This is a genomic window from Dongia sp., assembly GCF_041910485.1.
In the GTDB taxonomy this organism is placed as follows: Bacteria; Pseudomonadota; Alphaproteobacteria; order Dongiales; family Dongiaceae; genus Dongia.
On the sequence record NZ_JAYRQR010000035.1, the window covers coordinates 46,569 to 63,828 of the forward strand.

Genomic DNA, 17,260 nt, shown 5'->3' on the forward strand with positions numbered 1-17,260 from the left:
GGGCCCTGATATCTACTCAGTGCCTCGGATATTTCCCCAGAAAAATCCAAAGACCCCTTCTCTACTCAATAGCGCTTCAATCGCCCTACAGCGGCCCATAGGCCCCGCTAGCGCTCTCAAGCTGTCTCTGATCACTTCTCACGCTAGCTAGCTTCTAACTGCGGCTCAATGATGATGATACGAGGCTTGCCATATGCTTGCGGCAAATGCGTCACCTTCGCTGGCTGCGCGAGCGCGTCAAGCAGTTCGCTATTCACGTTAGCAGTCTCTAACGCAATGCGGCGCCATTCGTCACGCTCGGCTTCAGCCTCACTTACTCGACGTTCAAGCTGGTCGATCCGGATCTTCAACGCCTTGGTCTTGTTAACGGGCATCGCTTCACTCCTGTAGCTGGTGAAGTCGAGTCTACTCACAGCTTCGAGTCGCGTCGTCCTGTGCATAACGTGAATAAGGTCAATAAAGGAACGATCACATTTCTACGTCTATTGATTGATCTTCTAGCTACGCAATCGTCCCTAGACGCTACTTGACCACCCCTGGTCGCACCCTACGCTATAACGTGGCAGTGCGTCTGCCCGCTCGGGGCGCTGTGCGTCGAGTGATACCCTCATTACGGGATATTCAACATGACACGCTTTCAGAAGATCACGATTGCTGCGCTCGCTGCCCTCATGGTCGCGACCGCGTCTGTGGCGCTCCACGAAACGATAAATATCTCCAACACTCAAACTATTGGAGAAGATATGGCAGCAGGCGGCGGCGGCTCTAAGAAGGGCAGCAACGGAACTAAAGACAACAGCAAAGATACGAGTAAGGCCGATGGCCTAGGTTCTGGCAAAGATACAAGCAGCGCCCCTGGTGGTGGACTTGGCCGTTCACGTGGCGGTTTGACAGGCAATAGCGATACCGCAAAAGCGAACCGCGACAAGACTGGTGCGAAAGACCCAACTGCGAAAGACCGAGATACGTCTGGTGCGCAGGGTGGTGGGCTTGGTCGTACCCGTGGTGGTCTGACAGGCGATAGCGAGACAGCAAAGAAGAACCGCGAAAAGGTGGGTGTCGGTGATCCTTCGAAAGGAGGTGACGGCCTAGGCAAAGCGAAGCCTGGTGAAACAAACGTCCTCGACGGGATCTTGGGCTATGACACGCTAGACGAGCGCAGACAAGCATATCAGAACAATCCACACCGTCCAGGCTACGATACAAAGACAATGGGCGTTCCCATTGCGCAATTGGGAATCACTCCTGGCGACCTATTGGCTGGTCAGAACGTCGGCATGTCACCAGCTGCGTCGGCTGCGGTAAATGGCGTTGCGTCGATTGCAAGCGGCATCGGACCGGCACTTGCGGCGACACGCGGCATTCAAGCTGTAACTGGCATGACTGGCGGTGAGTCAGTCGGTGGCTTCGGTGACGGCAAGCTAGGCGGCAAGAACGACACGCGTGACGGCAAGAAGAACGACCTTGCCTCTGCGATCTTGGGCGCACAGCGCGATCCTGAACCAGAGACAGCTACCAGCACTGCGAACAACAGCAGCACGGCGCCAACGGCTGACAACTTTGTTGACGGTGAGATCGATCCTGAAACGGGCTTGCCAAAGAAGAAAGTGAAGTCGAATGGACTTCCCTTCACATACAACCTACCAATCAACGACCTATTCGCGGCGTAACAATCATGTGCAGCAAGAAAATCTTTGGAGGTGGCAGCGTCAAGAAAGCTGACGACGCCAAGACGCTTCAAGCTCAACAAGCAGCAGCAGAAGCGAAAGCAGCAGAAGCAGAACGCGCACGTTTAGCAGCAATGCGAGGTCGCGCGTCTCTATCGCTAGCAGAGAACGCAGGCGACCCAGATGTATTGGGAAGCGGCGTAACGATCACAGGGTCACTATCTGGAGTTAAATGACACCACTAACATTCGAGCGCGTCCACAAGCTACTAGAGAAGGCGAAGGCCCTTAGAGCGCCCCACGAAGCCGAGATCAAAGAAGCGTATCAGTACACGCTTCCAGAACGCGAATTCAACAAGACACCCGACGCCCCTGCTGATCGCGTGCAAATCTATGACAGCACAGCGGTTACATCCGTCCAGAACCTAGTGACAAACTCACTTCGCTTGCTGATCCCACAAGCGCAGCCATGGTGTTCGATCATCTGGCGCAATGACGGCATCAAGAAACAGTTTGGCGTCAAGTATGCGTCTCGCTTGAAGTCGAACAACGCAAAGCTGTTCAAGCACTTTTCAGACAGCAACTTTCACCTAGCAACTGGCGAATCTTTGAGCGACGGCATCGTTGCCGGCACGTTCGCAATCCAGATCATGGACGAGATCGGACAGCCATTGTCGTACTTGGCCGTTCCGATCGATCAGCTATTCGTCCTTGAGAACGACAAGGGCCTAGTCGATACGGTGTTCCGTCTACATCGAATGAAGCCATCGGATATCATTCGTCGCTTCTCAAACACTGCGCCGCAGGAGGTTCTAGAAGCCGCAGAGAACATGAGCGACAAGACATATCAGATTGTCGAGGCAGTCATTCCATGTGGCTGTGACGAGTTCAATTATTCGGTCTGGATCAAAGACAGCAAGACGAAGCTGCTTGATACCAAGACGCCGCTATCACCTTTCATCGTCGCTCGTTGGACAAAGCTAACGGGCAACGTCTGGGGTAGCTCCCCTGTCCGCTCGGCGCTTGGCCCTATTCGTATGGTCAATGCGATTGCTGAGGACGTTATCACATATGGCGACTTCCAGGCCAAGGGTCTGTGGCAGACACAAGACACAACGCTTGACACCGACACGACACGCAAGGCGATGATCCCTGGCAGCATCGTTGCTGCACAAGAGGAACTGAAACAGGTTCCAATGTCGGCAAACTTCCGTCTGACATTCGAAATGGCCGCGCAGTATCAAGCGCAGATCAAGCGCTTGCTCCATGACACACAGCCACCAAGCGACAAGGTGACAGCATACGCGACCGAGGAAGCGATTGCCTGGTTGCGCGCTGAATTCCTAAACAGCATCGGTGAAGCTGCATTGCGCTTGTCGATGGAGTTCCTAACGCCACTCGCTCAACAGGTCTACACGCGTCTTTGCTTGCGTGGTGAGATCACAGTCATGTCCGCAGAGGAAGCGGCGACAGAGACACAGGGCGGCGCACAGTCGCAACGTGACTTGATGACTGTTGACGTGAACGCAGCCGTTGCGCGCGTTCTCAAGGTGCAGGAAGCGCAGTCGAACCTAAACGCATTCAAGCAAGGTGTGCAGGCGTTCGGTTCAGAAGCGGTTGCTGCAATCATCGATATCGATGCGCTAGCTCGCGACACGCTGTCTAACCTTGGCCTTGATGGCAGCTACTTCCGTAGTGAAGCCGACGCCAAGAAGATTCGCGAAGATGATGCAGCACGCAAGCAACAAGCGATGCTCGCTGAGTCATTGGCAAAGGGAAGTGTTGACCCTACTGCGCTGGCGTCATTGCTACCACAAGGCACCGGCTAAATACGTCTACACGACACCTAACACGGACCACGACAACGAATGACGATTGATCAGAACAACCGCCGAGGCGTCTACCGCTCGGTGTTCAAGGATACGGAACACGGGGAAGCAGTCCTTCAAGATATTGAGGACCACATTCTCCGTACCATCCGCCTAGACAGCCGCGAGATTTCCGGCAAGCCAAACCCCAACTACATGAACCCGAATTCAGCACTAGCGCAAGCACTCATGCTTACGGTGGTTGATCGCATTCGCGGCATCATCAATGACAACGCACACTAAGGACCAACATGCACCTAGACCTAGTACAAGAGTCGACAACGACCGATACCACCACAGATACGACTACGACCGACACAACCACCACTGACACGTCAGAGACGACCAGCGCGAACTTGATGGATGACGTTGCCGATACCACGACAACGACCACCACAGAAGCAGGCAAGACCTATGTCAACGGCAAGTATAATTCGCCAGAAGCGCTTGAAAAGGCATACAACGACCTGTTCAAGGTTCACTCTGCCAAAGAGATCGCGGACGATGTTTTGCGCGAGAAGGCCATTGAGCGCGGTTTGTTTGAAGCTGTCCCAGAGAACTACGGGGACATTGCTAAGACGTTCACCGACGCTGGCTTTGCCTTTGAAGGGGAAGTTGATGCTGAGGAAGTCGCTGGCTATCAGACAATATTCAAGGAAGCTGGCTTATCCCAGAAGGGATTTGAAACCCTACTGACGAAGTTCTTTGCGCCTTGGGTTGCTGCCAATCAGAAGCACATGGTTGAAACCTACAAGATCGGCATCACTGACGCCGAGGCAGCGACCATGAAAGCGACCCTAAAGACCCAATGGGGTGAGAACGCAGACGCCGAGCGCGTCGAGATCGCCAAATGGGCGAAAGCGAACTTGAACCCTAATCTGTTCAACAAGCCGCTCAACCAGACTGTTGAGGGTATGTCCCTACTCCGCGACCTGTACCGTCAGAAGAAAGGCGTCACAGCGATCAACGGCGGCCAAGCAGAGAACTTGTCCGAAGATAGTCTTGAACTCGACAAGCAGCTAGACGCCCTAATGGCGTCAGACGCATATCAGCGCAAGACGCACCCACAGTACGGAGCAGCACAGGCAAAGGCCGATGCTCTATTGCGTCAGCTAGAAGCGATCAAACGTCGCTAACGTCAGATCCATTCCACAATGCACAAGGGCGCCTTCGAGCGCCCTTCTTGCTGTCCACAATCTCAAAAACTGTCGCGGTCTAAATATCAGCACGAACCAATAAACGAGCCGCAACGCGCGGCTGATTAGCGACACCTCGCAAGAGCCGCAACGTCAGCCCCAGCCAAACGACACCTCGTCCGGTCGATCAACTTTTCAACCCAACGAGGAAACAACAATGGCACAGATTGATGCAATTTTTGAACAGAAGTGGAGCAAAGAAGCCCACATTGCGTTCACCCAGACAGAATCAAAGTTGAAGGACGCCGCACGCGTCGTCAACGATCCAGCTCGTACCTACAACTGGAACAAGTTTACACAGCAAAGCGCTAACGAGAACCCATCTCGTCACCAGCCTTTGACGATCACCGCAGCAGACGCAACGACAGTCCCAGCGACCGTCACGTCTATCTACAGCCGTCACGCAATTGACGACTTGGACAAGGCACAGACCAGCTTCGACTACCGCAACGACCTAAGCAAGATGGCTGCAATCGCCGTCTGGCAGAAGTTCGATGACAAGTTCATCGCAGCGCTAGAAGCTTCGTCCGCAGCGACAATCACCCTGCCTACGGCAAACGTGTTCAACTACAACGGCGCTCTTGAAACAATGAACGCCCTTGACTTGAACGACGTTCCAACAATGGGCCGCTTCGCTCTTTTGAGCCCTGGCGCATTCAAGGACATTCTTGCCGACACAACGGCTGTCAACAGCTTCAACTACGCCAACAACGCAGTTAAGACTGGTCAGCTAGAAGGCATCGCAGGCTTTGATCGCATGATCAAGTCCACACGTCTAGCAGTTCCATCTGCTGGTCAGCGCACTTGCTGGTTCTGGAAGAAGGAAGCCTTCGGCATCCACTACTCCAGCGAATTCAACATCAAGGTTGAGCGCTCCGTTGAAACCAACGGGTGGTACTTCACCGCAACCGTACAAGCATCGTTCGCCGTCATCGACGTAACGGGCGTAGTCAAGGCAGCCGTCACCGATTAATCGGGGCGGCTTCCAATAGGCAATTTCGAAAGAGAGATATTCCAAACATGGCAAACATTACAGCAAACCGCAGAGACAACTTTAAGGGTGGCGTCACTAAGACAGAAGTCATCACATTCGACGTGACGGCATCGGCTTCCGATACCATCGAAGTTCTATCTCTACCACGCAACACCGTCATCGTTGACATTAAGGTCCTTGTAAAGGGTACCGCATCCTCGACGTTGTCCCTTGGTGACGCGGGATCAGCAACACGTTACATGAGCGCTGTATCAACAGCGTCAGATGGTACGTTCCTACCGAACGTCGCAACGGCACAAACCGCAGGCGTCATTTCAGCGGGTCTAGGCTACCGTTACACGGCAGCGGGCAAGTTGATTGCTACAATCGCGGGTGCGAGCGTAAGCGGCAAGACTTACACCTTCGTGGTTGAGTACATGCAAGACGCAAACACCTAAGTCCGTTTTAGACGCCTAAAACAAGCAAGCCCCGCCATCGCGCGGGGCTTTTGCGTTCCGGCAGCTTGGGCATCCCCTTTCGATAAATACTCCTCAGAACCCGTAACCACTGAGGATCATGTCAACTCAATTCCAGATCATTTCGGCCGCGATGTTGGCCATCGATGGCAACGCCGTCCAGAGCTACACAGACGGATCACGAGAAGCCGCCGTTGCCGAAGCCACGTATGACACACTCAAAAAGACGTTCCTGTCGTCAAGCAATTGGAACTGTGTCGTCGGCTTTTGGCAGCTATCGCGCGAAGTCGCAGCACCAGACAACAAGCTTTGGAGCTACCAGTTTCTGCCGCCACCAGAGTGGCTTTCATACATCGATATCGTTGACGCTAACGGGCGCTCACTCGACTACGCATCCGAAGGCGGAAAGATTCTATGCAACAGCGACACCGTTGTTGCGAAGTACCGCAAGAACCTAAGCGAAGGCGACTTCCCTGCTTGGCTTGAACTCGCATTCATTTACTTCCTAGCGGTCCATTGGGCCAATCCAATCAGCGGTGACGAGAATGTTCTAGCCGTCGCGCTCGGTCACGCGGACAGAACGTCAAAGATCGCGAAGCTAGAAGATGGGCGCAACAACCCACCATTCGTTCTGATCCAGGGTGCGAACTCGCCTTGGCTTGCTGCCCATAGAGGTAGCCGCTAATGCCAATCGTCCCTGTTCAAAGCGTCAGCTTCGATGCTGGCGAGCTTGGCCCATACATGTACGGGCGCACCGACACGGGCAAGTTTGGCAAAGGGCTGCAAATCTGTGAGAACTTCATTCCCCTTCCACAAGGTCCCCTACTACGCCGCAAGGGCTTCGAATTCGTCGCTGACCTGACAAGCGATATGCCAACGGGCGACGTTCGCTTGACGATGTTTGATTTCCAGAACGTGCAACAGCTTGAACTTGTGTTCACCGATTTGAAGATGAAAGTGTTCCTCAACAAGGCGCTACAGGCAACAGTCGTCACACCTTGGACAGCTTCACAAGTCGCATCGCTTCGTTTCGCTCAATCGGGTGACTCATTGATCGCTGTTCACAAAGACGTCCCAGTCCAGCTGATCCAGATTCGTGGTAGCGCTTTGAATTGGACAGTGACGCCGTATAGCTTCACGACCCTTCCACAATTTCGTTTCAACACGACACAGACTTTGACGCCTAGCGCTGTCACGGCTGGCGGCAACATCACCATTACTCTATCGGGGACAGTAGGCTACTGGACGGCTGGTCACTTCACGTCAAACGTCATTGTCACCGTCAATGGTGGCACAAGCCAGATCACGTCACCAAAGCAAGACGCTACAGGCGGCACTGCCCTAGCGAGCGCAGGTACAGCAGCAAACGCGTTCGACGCAAACGCTGGCACAATCTGCCTTGGTGGCGCTTCGGGCTGGATTGGCTACAACTACGGGTCCGCGAAGATGACTCGTGTTGTCGCGCTCAAAATGAACACGACAGGCACCTATGCTTTCAGCTTTGAGACTGGCACAGATGACACGTTCTCTACCCCTACTGTCGTTGGCACAGTCCCAGCAGCCACCCTTACAGCTGGTCAGTGGACCTATATCGACGTTCCGTACCATACCGCAGCGCAGCGCTTCCGCGTCCGTTGCACAAATGGATCAGCGATGGACGTTCAAGACGCCATCTTTAACTTGGGTCTTGTCGCGAACTCGACCAACGGCGGCACAGCGCTATCAAGCACTAACGCAGACCCAGCTTGGAAAGAGCAGGCATTCGGTGAACACAAAGGCTACCCCCGCTCGGTGACGTTCCTTGCGAACCGTCTTGTGTTCGGTGGCACCCGCGACGAAGCAGCCGTTGTGTTTGGGTCCAAAGATGGCGGTATCAATGACTTTGGCTACTCCGCTGGTCCTTCGCCTCTGACGAAGGATATTGTTGCCACTGACGGCTTCTCATTCAAGATTGCGTCGGATCAAAACATCATCATCCGCGATATGCGCTCGTCTCGTAACGGTGTCGCAATCTTCACGTCATCCGGCGAATACGAAATGTCAGGCAACGGCGAAGCGATCAGTCCGCTAAACGTCAACATCTTGAAGCAAACAGCGAACGGTATCCTTCAGAACATCCCAATTGAGGAAGTGGATGGGTCGCTTGTATTCATCGACCGATCGGCAAAGACAACGCGTAGCTTCTCCTACAGCTTCGCTCGCGACCAGTACCTTGCAGACAGCTTGACGCTGACCGCGCATCACTTGTTCAAACAGGAAGACAAGCCAACTGGTATGACGTTGTTGAAGAACTACAGCGACACGCAGTCCAATCTGCTCTTCATTCCACGTCAATCGGGCGACATTGCTGTTGCGACGATTGACGACAAGAACGAAGTGCTTGGCTGGTCCCGTTTCGTCGCGGGTAGCGATGGCAAGTTCATTGCTGTGTCAGTCGCAGAGACAACACACATTACAGCTTATGGACCGATTCCAACGCTGTACGCGGTCATCAAGATCACGATCATGGGCAACGTCAAATACTACCTCTGCGCTATGACCGAGGAACAGGTATTCATGGACTGCTTCTTCTTAGGGAGCGTTCCAGGCGGCGCCCAGGCATGGATGGGACTATCCGCTCTTGCTGGCGAGCAAATTCAAATCATCGGCGACGGTGTCGTACTTGCCGAGGAAATCGTTAGCAACACAGGAACATTCTTCACTGAAACGTCTGTCGTGGATGTGGCAGTAGGTGTTGGCTACACGAGCTACGCATTGACGCTGCCTCTTGCCGTTGAGGTGTATCGAGGCGTCTTGAAAGGCAGCAAGATCGCATTGAAGAAAGCGGTTATTGAAGTTAGCCGAGCCTTTATGCTTACCGTCAACAACTACGCTCAATCGTTTCGTAACTTCGCCACTGAGCTTCTTGACAGCCCTCTTTCATCGTTCACTGGACAAAAGGAAGTCAAGATTAACAACATTGGTGACGGTCATCAATCGTCACCCGTTGTTCAATTGGTTGTTGATCAGCCCGTCTCCTGTTGCATCGTGGGTATGACCATTTTCTGTAAGGTTCCCCGTGGCGCAAAGTGACCTTTCGATAGTGCCGCTGGAATTCCACGATGCTCTAAATATCTTCAAGAGATTGCGGCAAGGTGACGTGCTAGAGGCGCGCTATTCTGGCTTCACCACTGATCGCTTGCCCGAGTGCTGCACAAAGACGAGCTACGCATTGAAGATCGACAACGATCCCGTTGCGATGTTTGGTACCCATGAATTCACCGAGCATGTCAGCGTGTGGTTCTATGCCACCGATCGCCTGATTGAAACGGGAACAGTGTTCACGCGTGTTGCTCGTCAATTCTTGCAAGACGCAGCAGACGAATACGCCGACAAGGATTTGATCGTATTTGTCTGGGTTGGGGCAGACGACAATATACGATGGCTAGAGCGTCTGGGCTTCGAGTACAGCGGCTTTGATTTCGTGACGCCTGACACTCTCTTTCACATTCTACAGTTCAAAGGATAACGCATCTTGTGCAACGCATATGTTTCCACAGCCATTCAAGTAGCAGGCACAGCGCTACAGGCAACACAGTCAATCAGAAACGCGAACTATCAAGCTGCGCAGATAAAAGAGGACGCGAAGGCCGAAGAAGCCGCAGCCGTTCTCCGCGAAGATGACCGCAGCCGTCGCATGAAAGCATTGCTAGCAGACAACCTGTCTCGCTACTCCGCATCTGGTGTTGACAATTCAGTCGGCACACCAAGCGACGTGTCAGCAGACACAGCAAGCGCATTCGCGCGCGAGTCCTTCATGGACAATTACAACACAGACCGCAGCGTCAGAACATCGAAGCTACAGGCGAAGAACACCAAACGCAGCGGAACCAACATGGCGGTTAGCTCCCTATTCGACTTGGGTAGCTCCGTCGCTCAACAGGAATGGGAAGACTGATGGCAACAATTCGCCAGTACACACCTAACGACTTTCAAGCAACATCACAGCCAATCGTTGAAGCGCCAACAGCTATCGATTTCTCTCCCATTGTCCAGCTCGGCCAAGCATTGCGCCAGAAGCAACAGAAGGAAGAATACGACGCTGGCGTCATCGAAGGCCAGAACGCACAGGTAGCAGCCGGCGACAAGACGCTTGTCACAAAAGATGCTGACGGCTTCTTTGACAGTTTCTCTGCCAAGGGTTTCCAGAAGGGTGCCGAAGCTGCGTTCTCACTCAAGAAACAAGCAGGCTTGAAAGCAAAGACCATCGAGCTAGAGACGAAGTACCAGTATGACCCTGAAGGCTTCACAAAGGCATTCGACGCATACAAGGAAGAATACCTAACGGGCCTTCCAGCGGAACACAGCGCCGATATCTTCTTGGCTGCTGACGATCTATCTCTAGGCGCAAAGTCGCGCATTGATCAGAACGTCATCCAGAAGGGGCGCGAAGATCAGCAGTTCACCCTTGCACAAAAGGCAAGCGAGATCGCGGGCCGTATCCAGATCGAAGTAGAACGTGACGGAATGGTCAGCCCAGAGACACAGGCCGCTATGGGTGCTTTGCAAGACAGCATGGACAGCGCAGAAATGTCCAACGCGTTCAAGCTATCGACACAGGACGCATGGAAGGCTGCGACGATCCAGAGCAACGCGATCCATGCCTATAAGAACGCGACCGATAAGGGCAGTGTTGAAAGCGCCATCTTGAACGGAACAGGCGAATGGGAAGGCGTATCCTTTGAAGATCGTCAGAAAGCATTGCAGGGTATCGCCGTATTCAGTCGCAAAGAAGACGCCAACACGACCGCGCGCAACAAGGTGCTGGGCCGCGAGATCGATGCAGCGCTAGACGTTAGCAAGTCAGGCAATCAACCACAGAACACAGAGGCATTGATTCAGCGTGCCGTTGACTCCGGTGACATTGATCTAATCGACAAGGCACAGAAGCTAGCAGCGCAGGAAGGCGTGCGCGGCAATGTCGAGCTATACAAGACGATGGGTCTCGATTCGATGACCGACACACAGGCAGCAATCGACGCCGCAGCGAACGCAGCTGGTGGTTACACCCCTGCCCTTGTCGCAGCCAAAGAGGCGCTTGCTAAGAAGCGTGGCGAGCTAGAGGCAGCACAGAAGCAAGACGACATGCTTGCGTATGGCATGGCAAACGACACGACGCCTGACGAGCAAATCGACGCGACAGGTCGCCTATTGGACCCAGACACGCGAGCGCTACAGGTCGAGCGTACACGCGCACTCTATGGCGCTGATACCAATTTCTATACCCAAGCGGAACTGAATCAATATAAGCAGACGTGGGAAGCTGGCGATCTTGTTTCCCGCAAGGCAATGATCAGCGCCATTGTTGAACAGACACCGCCAGACGAATTGAATCGCGTCGTGTCTGCAATCGCTCCCAAGAATGCCGAGCTGGCCGTTGTCATGTCCGCCGTCGAGAATGGCCGTCACGACATTGCCGACGCCATTGTTGAAGGTGCCGACGCGCAAAAGAACATGCCCGACTTGTACAAGGGCGAGGACTGGACCAACGCAAAGGCATACACGACCGTTGCTGTGCAGGGTCTATTCCCACTCGACAAGACGGGTGCCACCGTGAAGCCCGTTGCCGATGCAGTCACCAATCTGATCGCAAGCGACGTTCGCGCCGGTCGCGTCACAACGGCTGATATCAATGACAGCTACGTCGAGAAAGCGACCGCGCGTCTATTCGGTGTTGCCGAGCTACCAACAATGAATGGTCAGAAGTTCATCCCGTTCGAAGCTGGGATGACGCCAGATCAGCACGAGACGATTCTAGACAATTTGTCTGCTGACCCTACCGCAGCCGCTAACTTGCTCAAGAGCATGTCCAGCAATGGCACGCTCCCACGCGATATGATGGGCCAGTATGGAACCGATATCGACGCGCAAGACGTATTCGAGCGCGGCAAGCTGGTCTATGTCGGACCAAACAAATACTACATCGCCATGCCACGCAGCCAAGACGAAATCGATATGGGCGCAGACAATGACCTGATCTTGCGAGACGCAGGCACAGGCCGTCCATTCGTCTTTGACTATGACAAGATCAAGAACCCACCACGACAGGAAGCAATGAAGCCAGAGGACTTAGCCCGCGCGCAAGATAACCCATTCCGCACCGCAATCGGTCAACGTGAAAGCGGCAACGACTACACAGCCGTCAACAGCTTCGGCTACTCGGGTAAGTACCAGTTCGGCGCACAAGCGCTAGCTGACGTTGGCTTGATCGATCCAAAGAAGTATGCAGCCGCGAAGAATGCGGGCAAGAACAACAAGCAAATTCTAGCTGACGCGTCAAATTGGACAATCGCCGGTGGACAGCAGGCATTCTTGAAAGCGCCTGATCTTCAAGAGAAGGCATACACCGATTACACGCGCCGCAACATTGACGCATTGCATGACCTTGGCGTCATCACCGCCGATACAGATCCAAGCGATGCAGCGGGCTACCTAGCTGTAGCTCACCTATTGGGTCCAAAGGGAGCGCTCGCGTTCAAGAATGGTGTCAACGGTAGCGACGGCTACGGCACGAAGGCCAGCACCTACTTTGCGATGGGTAAGAAAGCAGTGACGAAGGAATGATCAGACTCGCGACCGATACACAGCAAGCATATGACAGCGTGATTGATGGGCGCATTGCCCCTACTCGCGATCAGTACAGCGATGCAATGAGCAATGCAGCCGATCTTGCAAATCAGTCATGGTCAGCCGAACAGGCGGGCCGCGACATTATCGACACGCAAGCAAAGCAACTAGGAGCGATGGGCTTTGAGTTTGCGCCAGGGACGTTGCCCTATGCTGCTGCCAAGTATCGCACCTTGAATGACAATCAACCACTGACTGAGGACTTCATTGTCTCTCGTCTTCCTGGTCGTGCCGCTCGTGGTGACACCCGCACTGACGAGCAAATCCTTGCGGACAAAAAGAAGCAAGCAGCGCAAATCATCGAACAAGAGGCTGCTTGGAACCAAGCTGTCTTGAACAGTCAGACCGGGAAGCCTCATGACGACAACGGACTGAGAACAACAGACCAGATCGTTGCCGAGAACATCAAGAAGGCGAATGAAGCCGAAGCAAAGGCCAATGACTACGCCGCTCGCATTCGTGATCGCTCGTGGGACATTGATTTGTACTATGGCGCAAAGACTGCTGTCCGCGAACCATTGAACATCGCTGGCGCTGTCATCACAGCACCTATCGCAGCCGAAGCAATCGCTGCCAATCTAGCAGTTCGCTTGCTCGCGCTATCTGCAATTGAAGGCGGCGTGGGTGCTGCGTCACAGATGGGCGTCGAAAAGCAAATGGAGACATGGTACCGCGCCCGCGGATTGAGCGAACAAGAGATTGACGACCGCTGGTACAGCAACGTCGGATCAGCCGCAGCGACAGGCGCTGTCTTAGGCCCATTGGGTTATCTGCTGGGCAAAGGTGCCGGTGCAGCCATTCGCGGGGTCAACAAAGCCCGTGGGTCACTGCTAGAGGGTCTAGCCCCTGCCGAACGTGCCGCCGCTCTAGAGCGTGCAAGAGCATTGACGCCGGACCAGGCTACCCACCTCGCCGAGACGTTCCAGCGTCTGACAGCTACCCGCACTGACGATGAGCTATTCGACGCTCTCCGATCGCTTGACCCTGACAAGCTGACTTTGAGCGCTAGAGAGATGGGCGAGCTATCAGCCGTCAGAGACGCTTACGGGGCGCTACAGGCCCTTCCAGAGCATATCCGCAGCAACCCCCAGCTAATGCGCCCCTACCTGTCAGCGCTTGGGAGAACAGCGTCTGCCCTACAGTCTGACGGCACCCCTTCTCTTGCTCGTCTCGGGGCCGCTCAACTGGGCGACCTACAGCTAGACGCAACAATATTGCGCGCAGGATCTAACGACTTCACGCTAGCTGACCTCGACGCGTTTCCAGAGGTCAAAGCAACTTTGTTGCGCAAGGGACTTCCAGAGGGGATGACCCCAGCGGCTTACAAAGTGCTTGGGCTGCAACAGGCCATTCTTGAAGCGACAGCACGCAATGCACCAGCTGACGAGATTGCGAAGCTGACCGCACAGGCAGAAGCGATCCGCGCAAAGCTACCAGAGACAGAACAGCAGGCATTGACGCAAGCTGAAGGTGTCTTTGCAACCGCGCGCGAGCATCCAGACAACATCAAGGGAACAGCATTCAACAAGGCTGACGTGATCGAAGCCTTGACCGCAGCAAAGGCCGAGTCAGCGCAACGTGTTGCTGATCTTCGCGCCGAGACAGCAGCGCAGCGCACAACGTCACCTGAGAGTGAAGAAGCGCTAGACGCAGCGGCACAGACAACACGTAACGAGTCTGACGCGATCATTGCCCAACGCGAGCGTTCCCTAAATACAAATGAACTGGACAAGCTTGTTGAACGTGACGGTCGCCTAAGTCTCGACGCCATGTTGAAGAACGAGTCCCTACCCCAAGAATTGCGCGATGCAATGCTTGATGACTTCAAACTGTCTCGCGAAGAGTCCGAGGCGCTAGAGGTCATCGAGGCTTGCTTGTTGGGCGCTTAAGGAACGAATGACACCAAATTGTTTCAATGCCACCGAGAAGGGAAGGGCACTTCGCGAGGAACTACAGAAGTCGGTCGATAGAAAGCTACGCAAGCTGGCGAAGAATACCGACGTGCCAGAGGGCATGAAGGTACGCCTTGCGATGATCGAAGCGACAGCAGAGGCCAAGTCGGCAAAGATGCTGAAAGATCGTCGCGACTATCTGCGCTACTCGGCTATTCAGTCTGCAATCGAACGTCTCGACTCTGTCGCACAAGATGACCAAAAGGCTTTGACCGAGGCCGCGCTATCGATTTGGCGTCCAGGGTCTTCCCGTCACTTCAATGATATCTCGTCCAACGCTCGCCAGATCATTGCCGAAAATAACCAGATGCTTGGCACGATGGCGTCCATTCGTGGTCGCTTCTTCCGTCTTGGCGTCGGTCTCGACAAGAAATGGAACGATGACATTTTCAAGGAAGCGTTCGGCATCAACACAGGCAACAAAGACGCAAAGCAGATTGCAAAGGAAATGAAAGCCGCACTCGACGCTTTGAACAAGAAAGCGCGTGCCGCTGGTGCTGACATTCCCGAAATCGATGGATGGTTCCTTCCACAGCGTTATGACCATACCCGTATTGCAAAGTTGACGGCTGACGACTTCGCCAACGAGCTAATGCGCCAAACACCAGAAGGCGTCTCAATCATTGACCGCAGCAAGTTTGTGCATCCCGAGACTGGCGCACAGTTGATGGAAGAGGATATCCGCGAACTGTTGAAAGCAGCACATGAAACGATTGCAACACAGGGCTTGAACAAGTGGGATCAGCCAGGGGGTTCCGGTGTCGGGTCATTGATGAACAAGCGCGCCATGAACCGCTCAATTCACTACACCCCAGAAGGATGGCTACACGTCTCAAAGAAGTACGGCACGCAAGATATCGTCGCGGCGTTCCTGTCGTATCGTGACAACTTCGCTTCCGATATCTCGGTCATGCAACTGCTAGGCCCTAACCCCGACTACGCCAAAGACGCTATCGTTGCGTCAGTCGGCAAGCGTCTAGGCACGAAAGCGAAAGCAGACAAGATCAAGGCCGACATTGAACACTATCACAACATCACGCTAGGTCGCGGAAACGCTATCGTCTCCGATCGCGTGTACAAGATTGACCAGATCATTCGCAAGTCCACCACGGGCATGCTGTTGAACAACACAATCGTTTCGGCGCTGTCTGACTTCAAGACCCAGGTCATGAAAGCGATTGTCACCGATACGAGCGTGTTCCGCACGTTGCAGGCATTTGTCGAGCATATGTGGAACACCGAGGACGGCGCACGCGCTGCCATCGAATACGGCATCGTTGTCGATACGCTGCTGTCCGGCACTCACGCAAGCATGCGCTTCATTGACGATCCACTAGACGCGGCCAACGGATGGCTTGATACGTCAGTCAATGCGATCATGGAGAAGCAAGGTCTGACAGCGTTCACCAACGCAGGCAAGCTAGCGGCTGCTGACGTATCAGCTATGCGCATTGCCGATGACTTGGGTACCGCATGGGACAAGCTGTCACCAGTTCGCAAAGCCTACTATGAAGATATCGGCATTGACGCGTTCGAATGGGATACGATCATCACCAAGACGAAGCCAGCGCAACGCAATGGCCTGATCGCTGCTGACATTGTGGACATAAGCGCAGTTCGCGCATTGGCACCTAACGTCGCTGCAAAGCTACAGCGTCGTCTGATTTGGGATACCGAGCTGGCCGTTGTCTCCCCCGACATTCGCACAAAGGCATTCTTCGCTCGCGTTCCCACGCGCAAAGGCACTGTACCTGATTTGCTCTATGGACAGCTAAAGCAGTTCAAGACGTTCCTAGCAGGCAGCTATTTGAACGTCTGGGACATGACCATCGGCAACAAGCGCTTGCCTGTCTCGACACGCGTCAAAGCTGGTCTAGCGTTCCTTGGCTTCGGCGCATTGTTCGGTGCGCTGATCATGCAAGTCAGACAGTATCAAGCGGGTAAAGATCCGTTGCCTATGGACGATCCCCGTTTCTGGATCACAGCAATGGTGTCCGGCGGGTCGCTGCCTGTCTTGGGTGACGTTGTTGCTCCTTACATCTTTGGTGTCGATAGCGCGTATCAAGAGACAGGGCAAGAGAAAGGTCTAGCTGACTTGATGCCAGCGGCAGGCATTGCAAAGAAGTCGCTATCCCCGTTCTTCGATTCAGTCATTGACGGCTTCAAGGGTGACTTTGACAAGGCAATCGAGAACCTGGGCGAAGGCGCAATTGAGACAATGAAGAATGCAAGCGCCCTAGTCGGTGCGCGTCACGTCGCTTTGCGTCCGATCTTGGATCATTACCTATGGGGACCGCTTGAGGACACGCTAGCTCCACACGAGTACGAAAAGAAGCGCAAAGCCCAAATCAAGTTCACACGTCAGATGGGAAGCGACTACTGGTGGAGACCAGGGGCAACGTCCCCTACCCGCTCCCCGTTCTAGAGAACACCCGTCCCATAAATACCTTCAGTCAATCCAGA

At 54.1% G+C, this 17,260-nt stretch carries 15 protein-coding genes; 14 read left to right on the plus strand and 1 reads right to left on the minus strand.

Annotated elements, in window-relative coordinates; translation table 11 throughout:
- Positions 1-143: 143 nt before the first annotated feature.
- Entirely contained in the window at positions 144-374 is a 231-nt protein-coding gene (locus ACE3PP_RS11005; protein ID WP_374381917.1) for a hypothetical protein, read from the minus strand.
- A 252-nt stretch (positions 375-626) separates the two neighbouring features.
- On the opposite strand from ACE3PP_RS11005, the gene ACE3PP_RS11010 reads away from it, so the two are divergent.
- The 14 genes from ACE3PP_RS11010 to ACE3PP_RS11075 all read left to right on the plus strand — a co-directional run bounded on the left by ACE3PP_RS11010 (position 627) and on the right by ACE3PP_RS11075 (position 17,222).
- On the plus strand, positions 627-1,670 hold the full coding sequence (locus ACE3PP_RS11010; RefSeq protein ID WP_374381920.1) for a hypothetical protein: 1,044 nt from the start codon (positions 627-629) through the stop codon (positions 1,668-1,670).
- A gap of 5 nt (positions 1,671-1,675) precedes the next feature.
- Complete coding sequence (locus ACE3PP_RS11015) at positions 1,676-1,903, plus strand: hypothetical protein (RefSeq protein ID WP_374381923.1); 228 nt, start codon at positions 1,676-1,678, stop codon at positions 1,901-1,903.
- Positions 1,900-3,495, plus strand: coding sequence for a portal protein (locus ACE3PP_RS11020; RefSeq protein WP_374381925.1), 1,596 nt, complete (start codon positions 1,900-1,902; stop codon positions 3,493-3,495). Before ACE3PP_RS11015 ends, ACE3PP_RS11020 begins: the two co-directional genes overlap by 4 nt.
- 39 nt (positions 3,496-3,534) lie before the next feature.
- Positions 3,535-3,777, plus strand: a complete 243-nt coding sequence (locus ACE3PP_RS11025; protein ID WP_374381928.1) for a hypothetical protein — start codon at positions 3,535-3,537, stop codon at positions 3,775-3,777.
- Positions 3,778-3,893: 116 nt separating this feature from the next.
- The gene (locus ACE3PP_RS11030; RefSeq protein ID WP_374381931.1) at positions 3,894-4,670 is read left to right on the plus strand and encodes a hypothetical protein; all 777 of its coding nucleotides are present in this window, start codon (positions 3,894-3,896) and stop codon (positions 4,668-4,670) included.
- Positions 4,671-4,887: 217 nt separating this feature from the next.
- Complete coding sequence (locus ACE3PP_RS11035) at positions 4,888-5,703, plus strand: phage capsid protein (protein WP_374381934.1); 816 nt, start codon at positions 4,888-4,890, stop codon at positions 5,701-5,703.
- 47 nt (positions 5,704-5,750) lie between these two features.
- Positions 5,751-6,161: a hypothetical protein gene (locus ACE3PP_RS11040; protein ID WP_374381937.1), complete on the plus strand. Its 411-nt coding sequence runs from the start codon at positions 5,751-5,753 to the stop codon at positions 6,159-6,161.
- 118 nt (positions 6,162-6,279) lie between these two features.
- Entirely contained in the window at positions 6,280-6,864 is a 585-nt protein-coding gene (locus ACE3PP_RS11045) for a hypothetical protein (RefSeq protein ID WP_374381940.1), read from the plus strand.
- Positions 6,864-9,251, plus strand: coding sequence for a hypothetical protein (locus ACE3PP_RS11050; RefSeq protein ID WP_374381943.1), 2,388 nt, complete (start codon positions 6,864-6,866; stop codon positions 9,249-9,251). The genes ACE3PP_RS11045 and ACE3PP_RS11050 overlap by 1 nt, the downstream gene beginning before the upstream one ends.
- Complete coding sequence (locus ACE3PP_RS11055; protein WP_374381945.1) at positions 9,238-9,687, plus strand: hypothetical protein; 450 nt, start codon at positions 9,238-9,240, stop codon at positions 9,685-9,687. Before ACE3PP_RS11050 ends, ACE3PP_RS11055 begins: the two co-directional genes overlap by 14 nt.
- Positions 9,688-9,693: 6 nt before the next feature.
- Positions 9,694-10,116, plus strand: a complete 423-nt coding sequence (locus ACE3PP_RS11060; protein ID WP_374381948.1) for a hypothetical protein — start codon at positions 9,694-9,696, stop codon at positions 10,114-10,116.
- Positions 10,116-12,782, plus strand: coding sequence for a hypothetical protein (locus ACE3PP_RS11065; protein WP_374381951.1), 2,667 nt, complete (start codon positions 10,116-10,118; stop codon positions 12,780-12,782). The genes ACE3PP_RS11060 and ACE3PP_RS11065 overlap by 1 nt, the downstream gene beginning before the upstream one ends.
- Positions 12,779-14,734 carry a hypothetical protein gene (locus ACE3PP_RS11070; RefSeq protein ID WP_374381954.1) on the plus strand — a complete coding sequence of 652 codons (1,956 nt, stop codon included), beginning with the start codon at positions 12,779-12,781 and terminating at the stop codon, positions 14,732-14,734. The genes ACE3PP_RS11065 and ACE3PP_RS11070 overlap by 4 nt, the downstream gene beginning before the upstream one ends.
- Positions 14,735-14,741: 7 nt before the next feature.
- A complete protein-coding gene (locus ACE3PP_RS11075) occupies positions 14,742-17,222 on the plus strand; it encodes a hypothetical protein (protein WP_374381957.1) in 2,481 nt (826 codons plus the stop codon).
- Positions 17,223-17,260 lie beyond the last annotated feature (38 nt).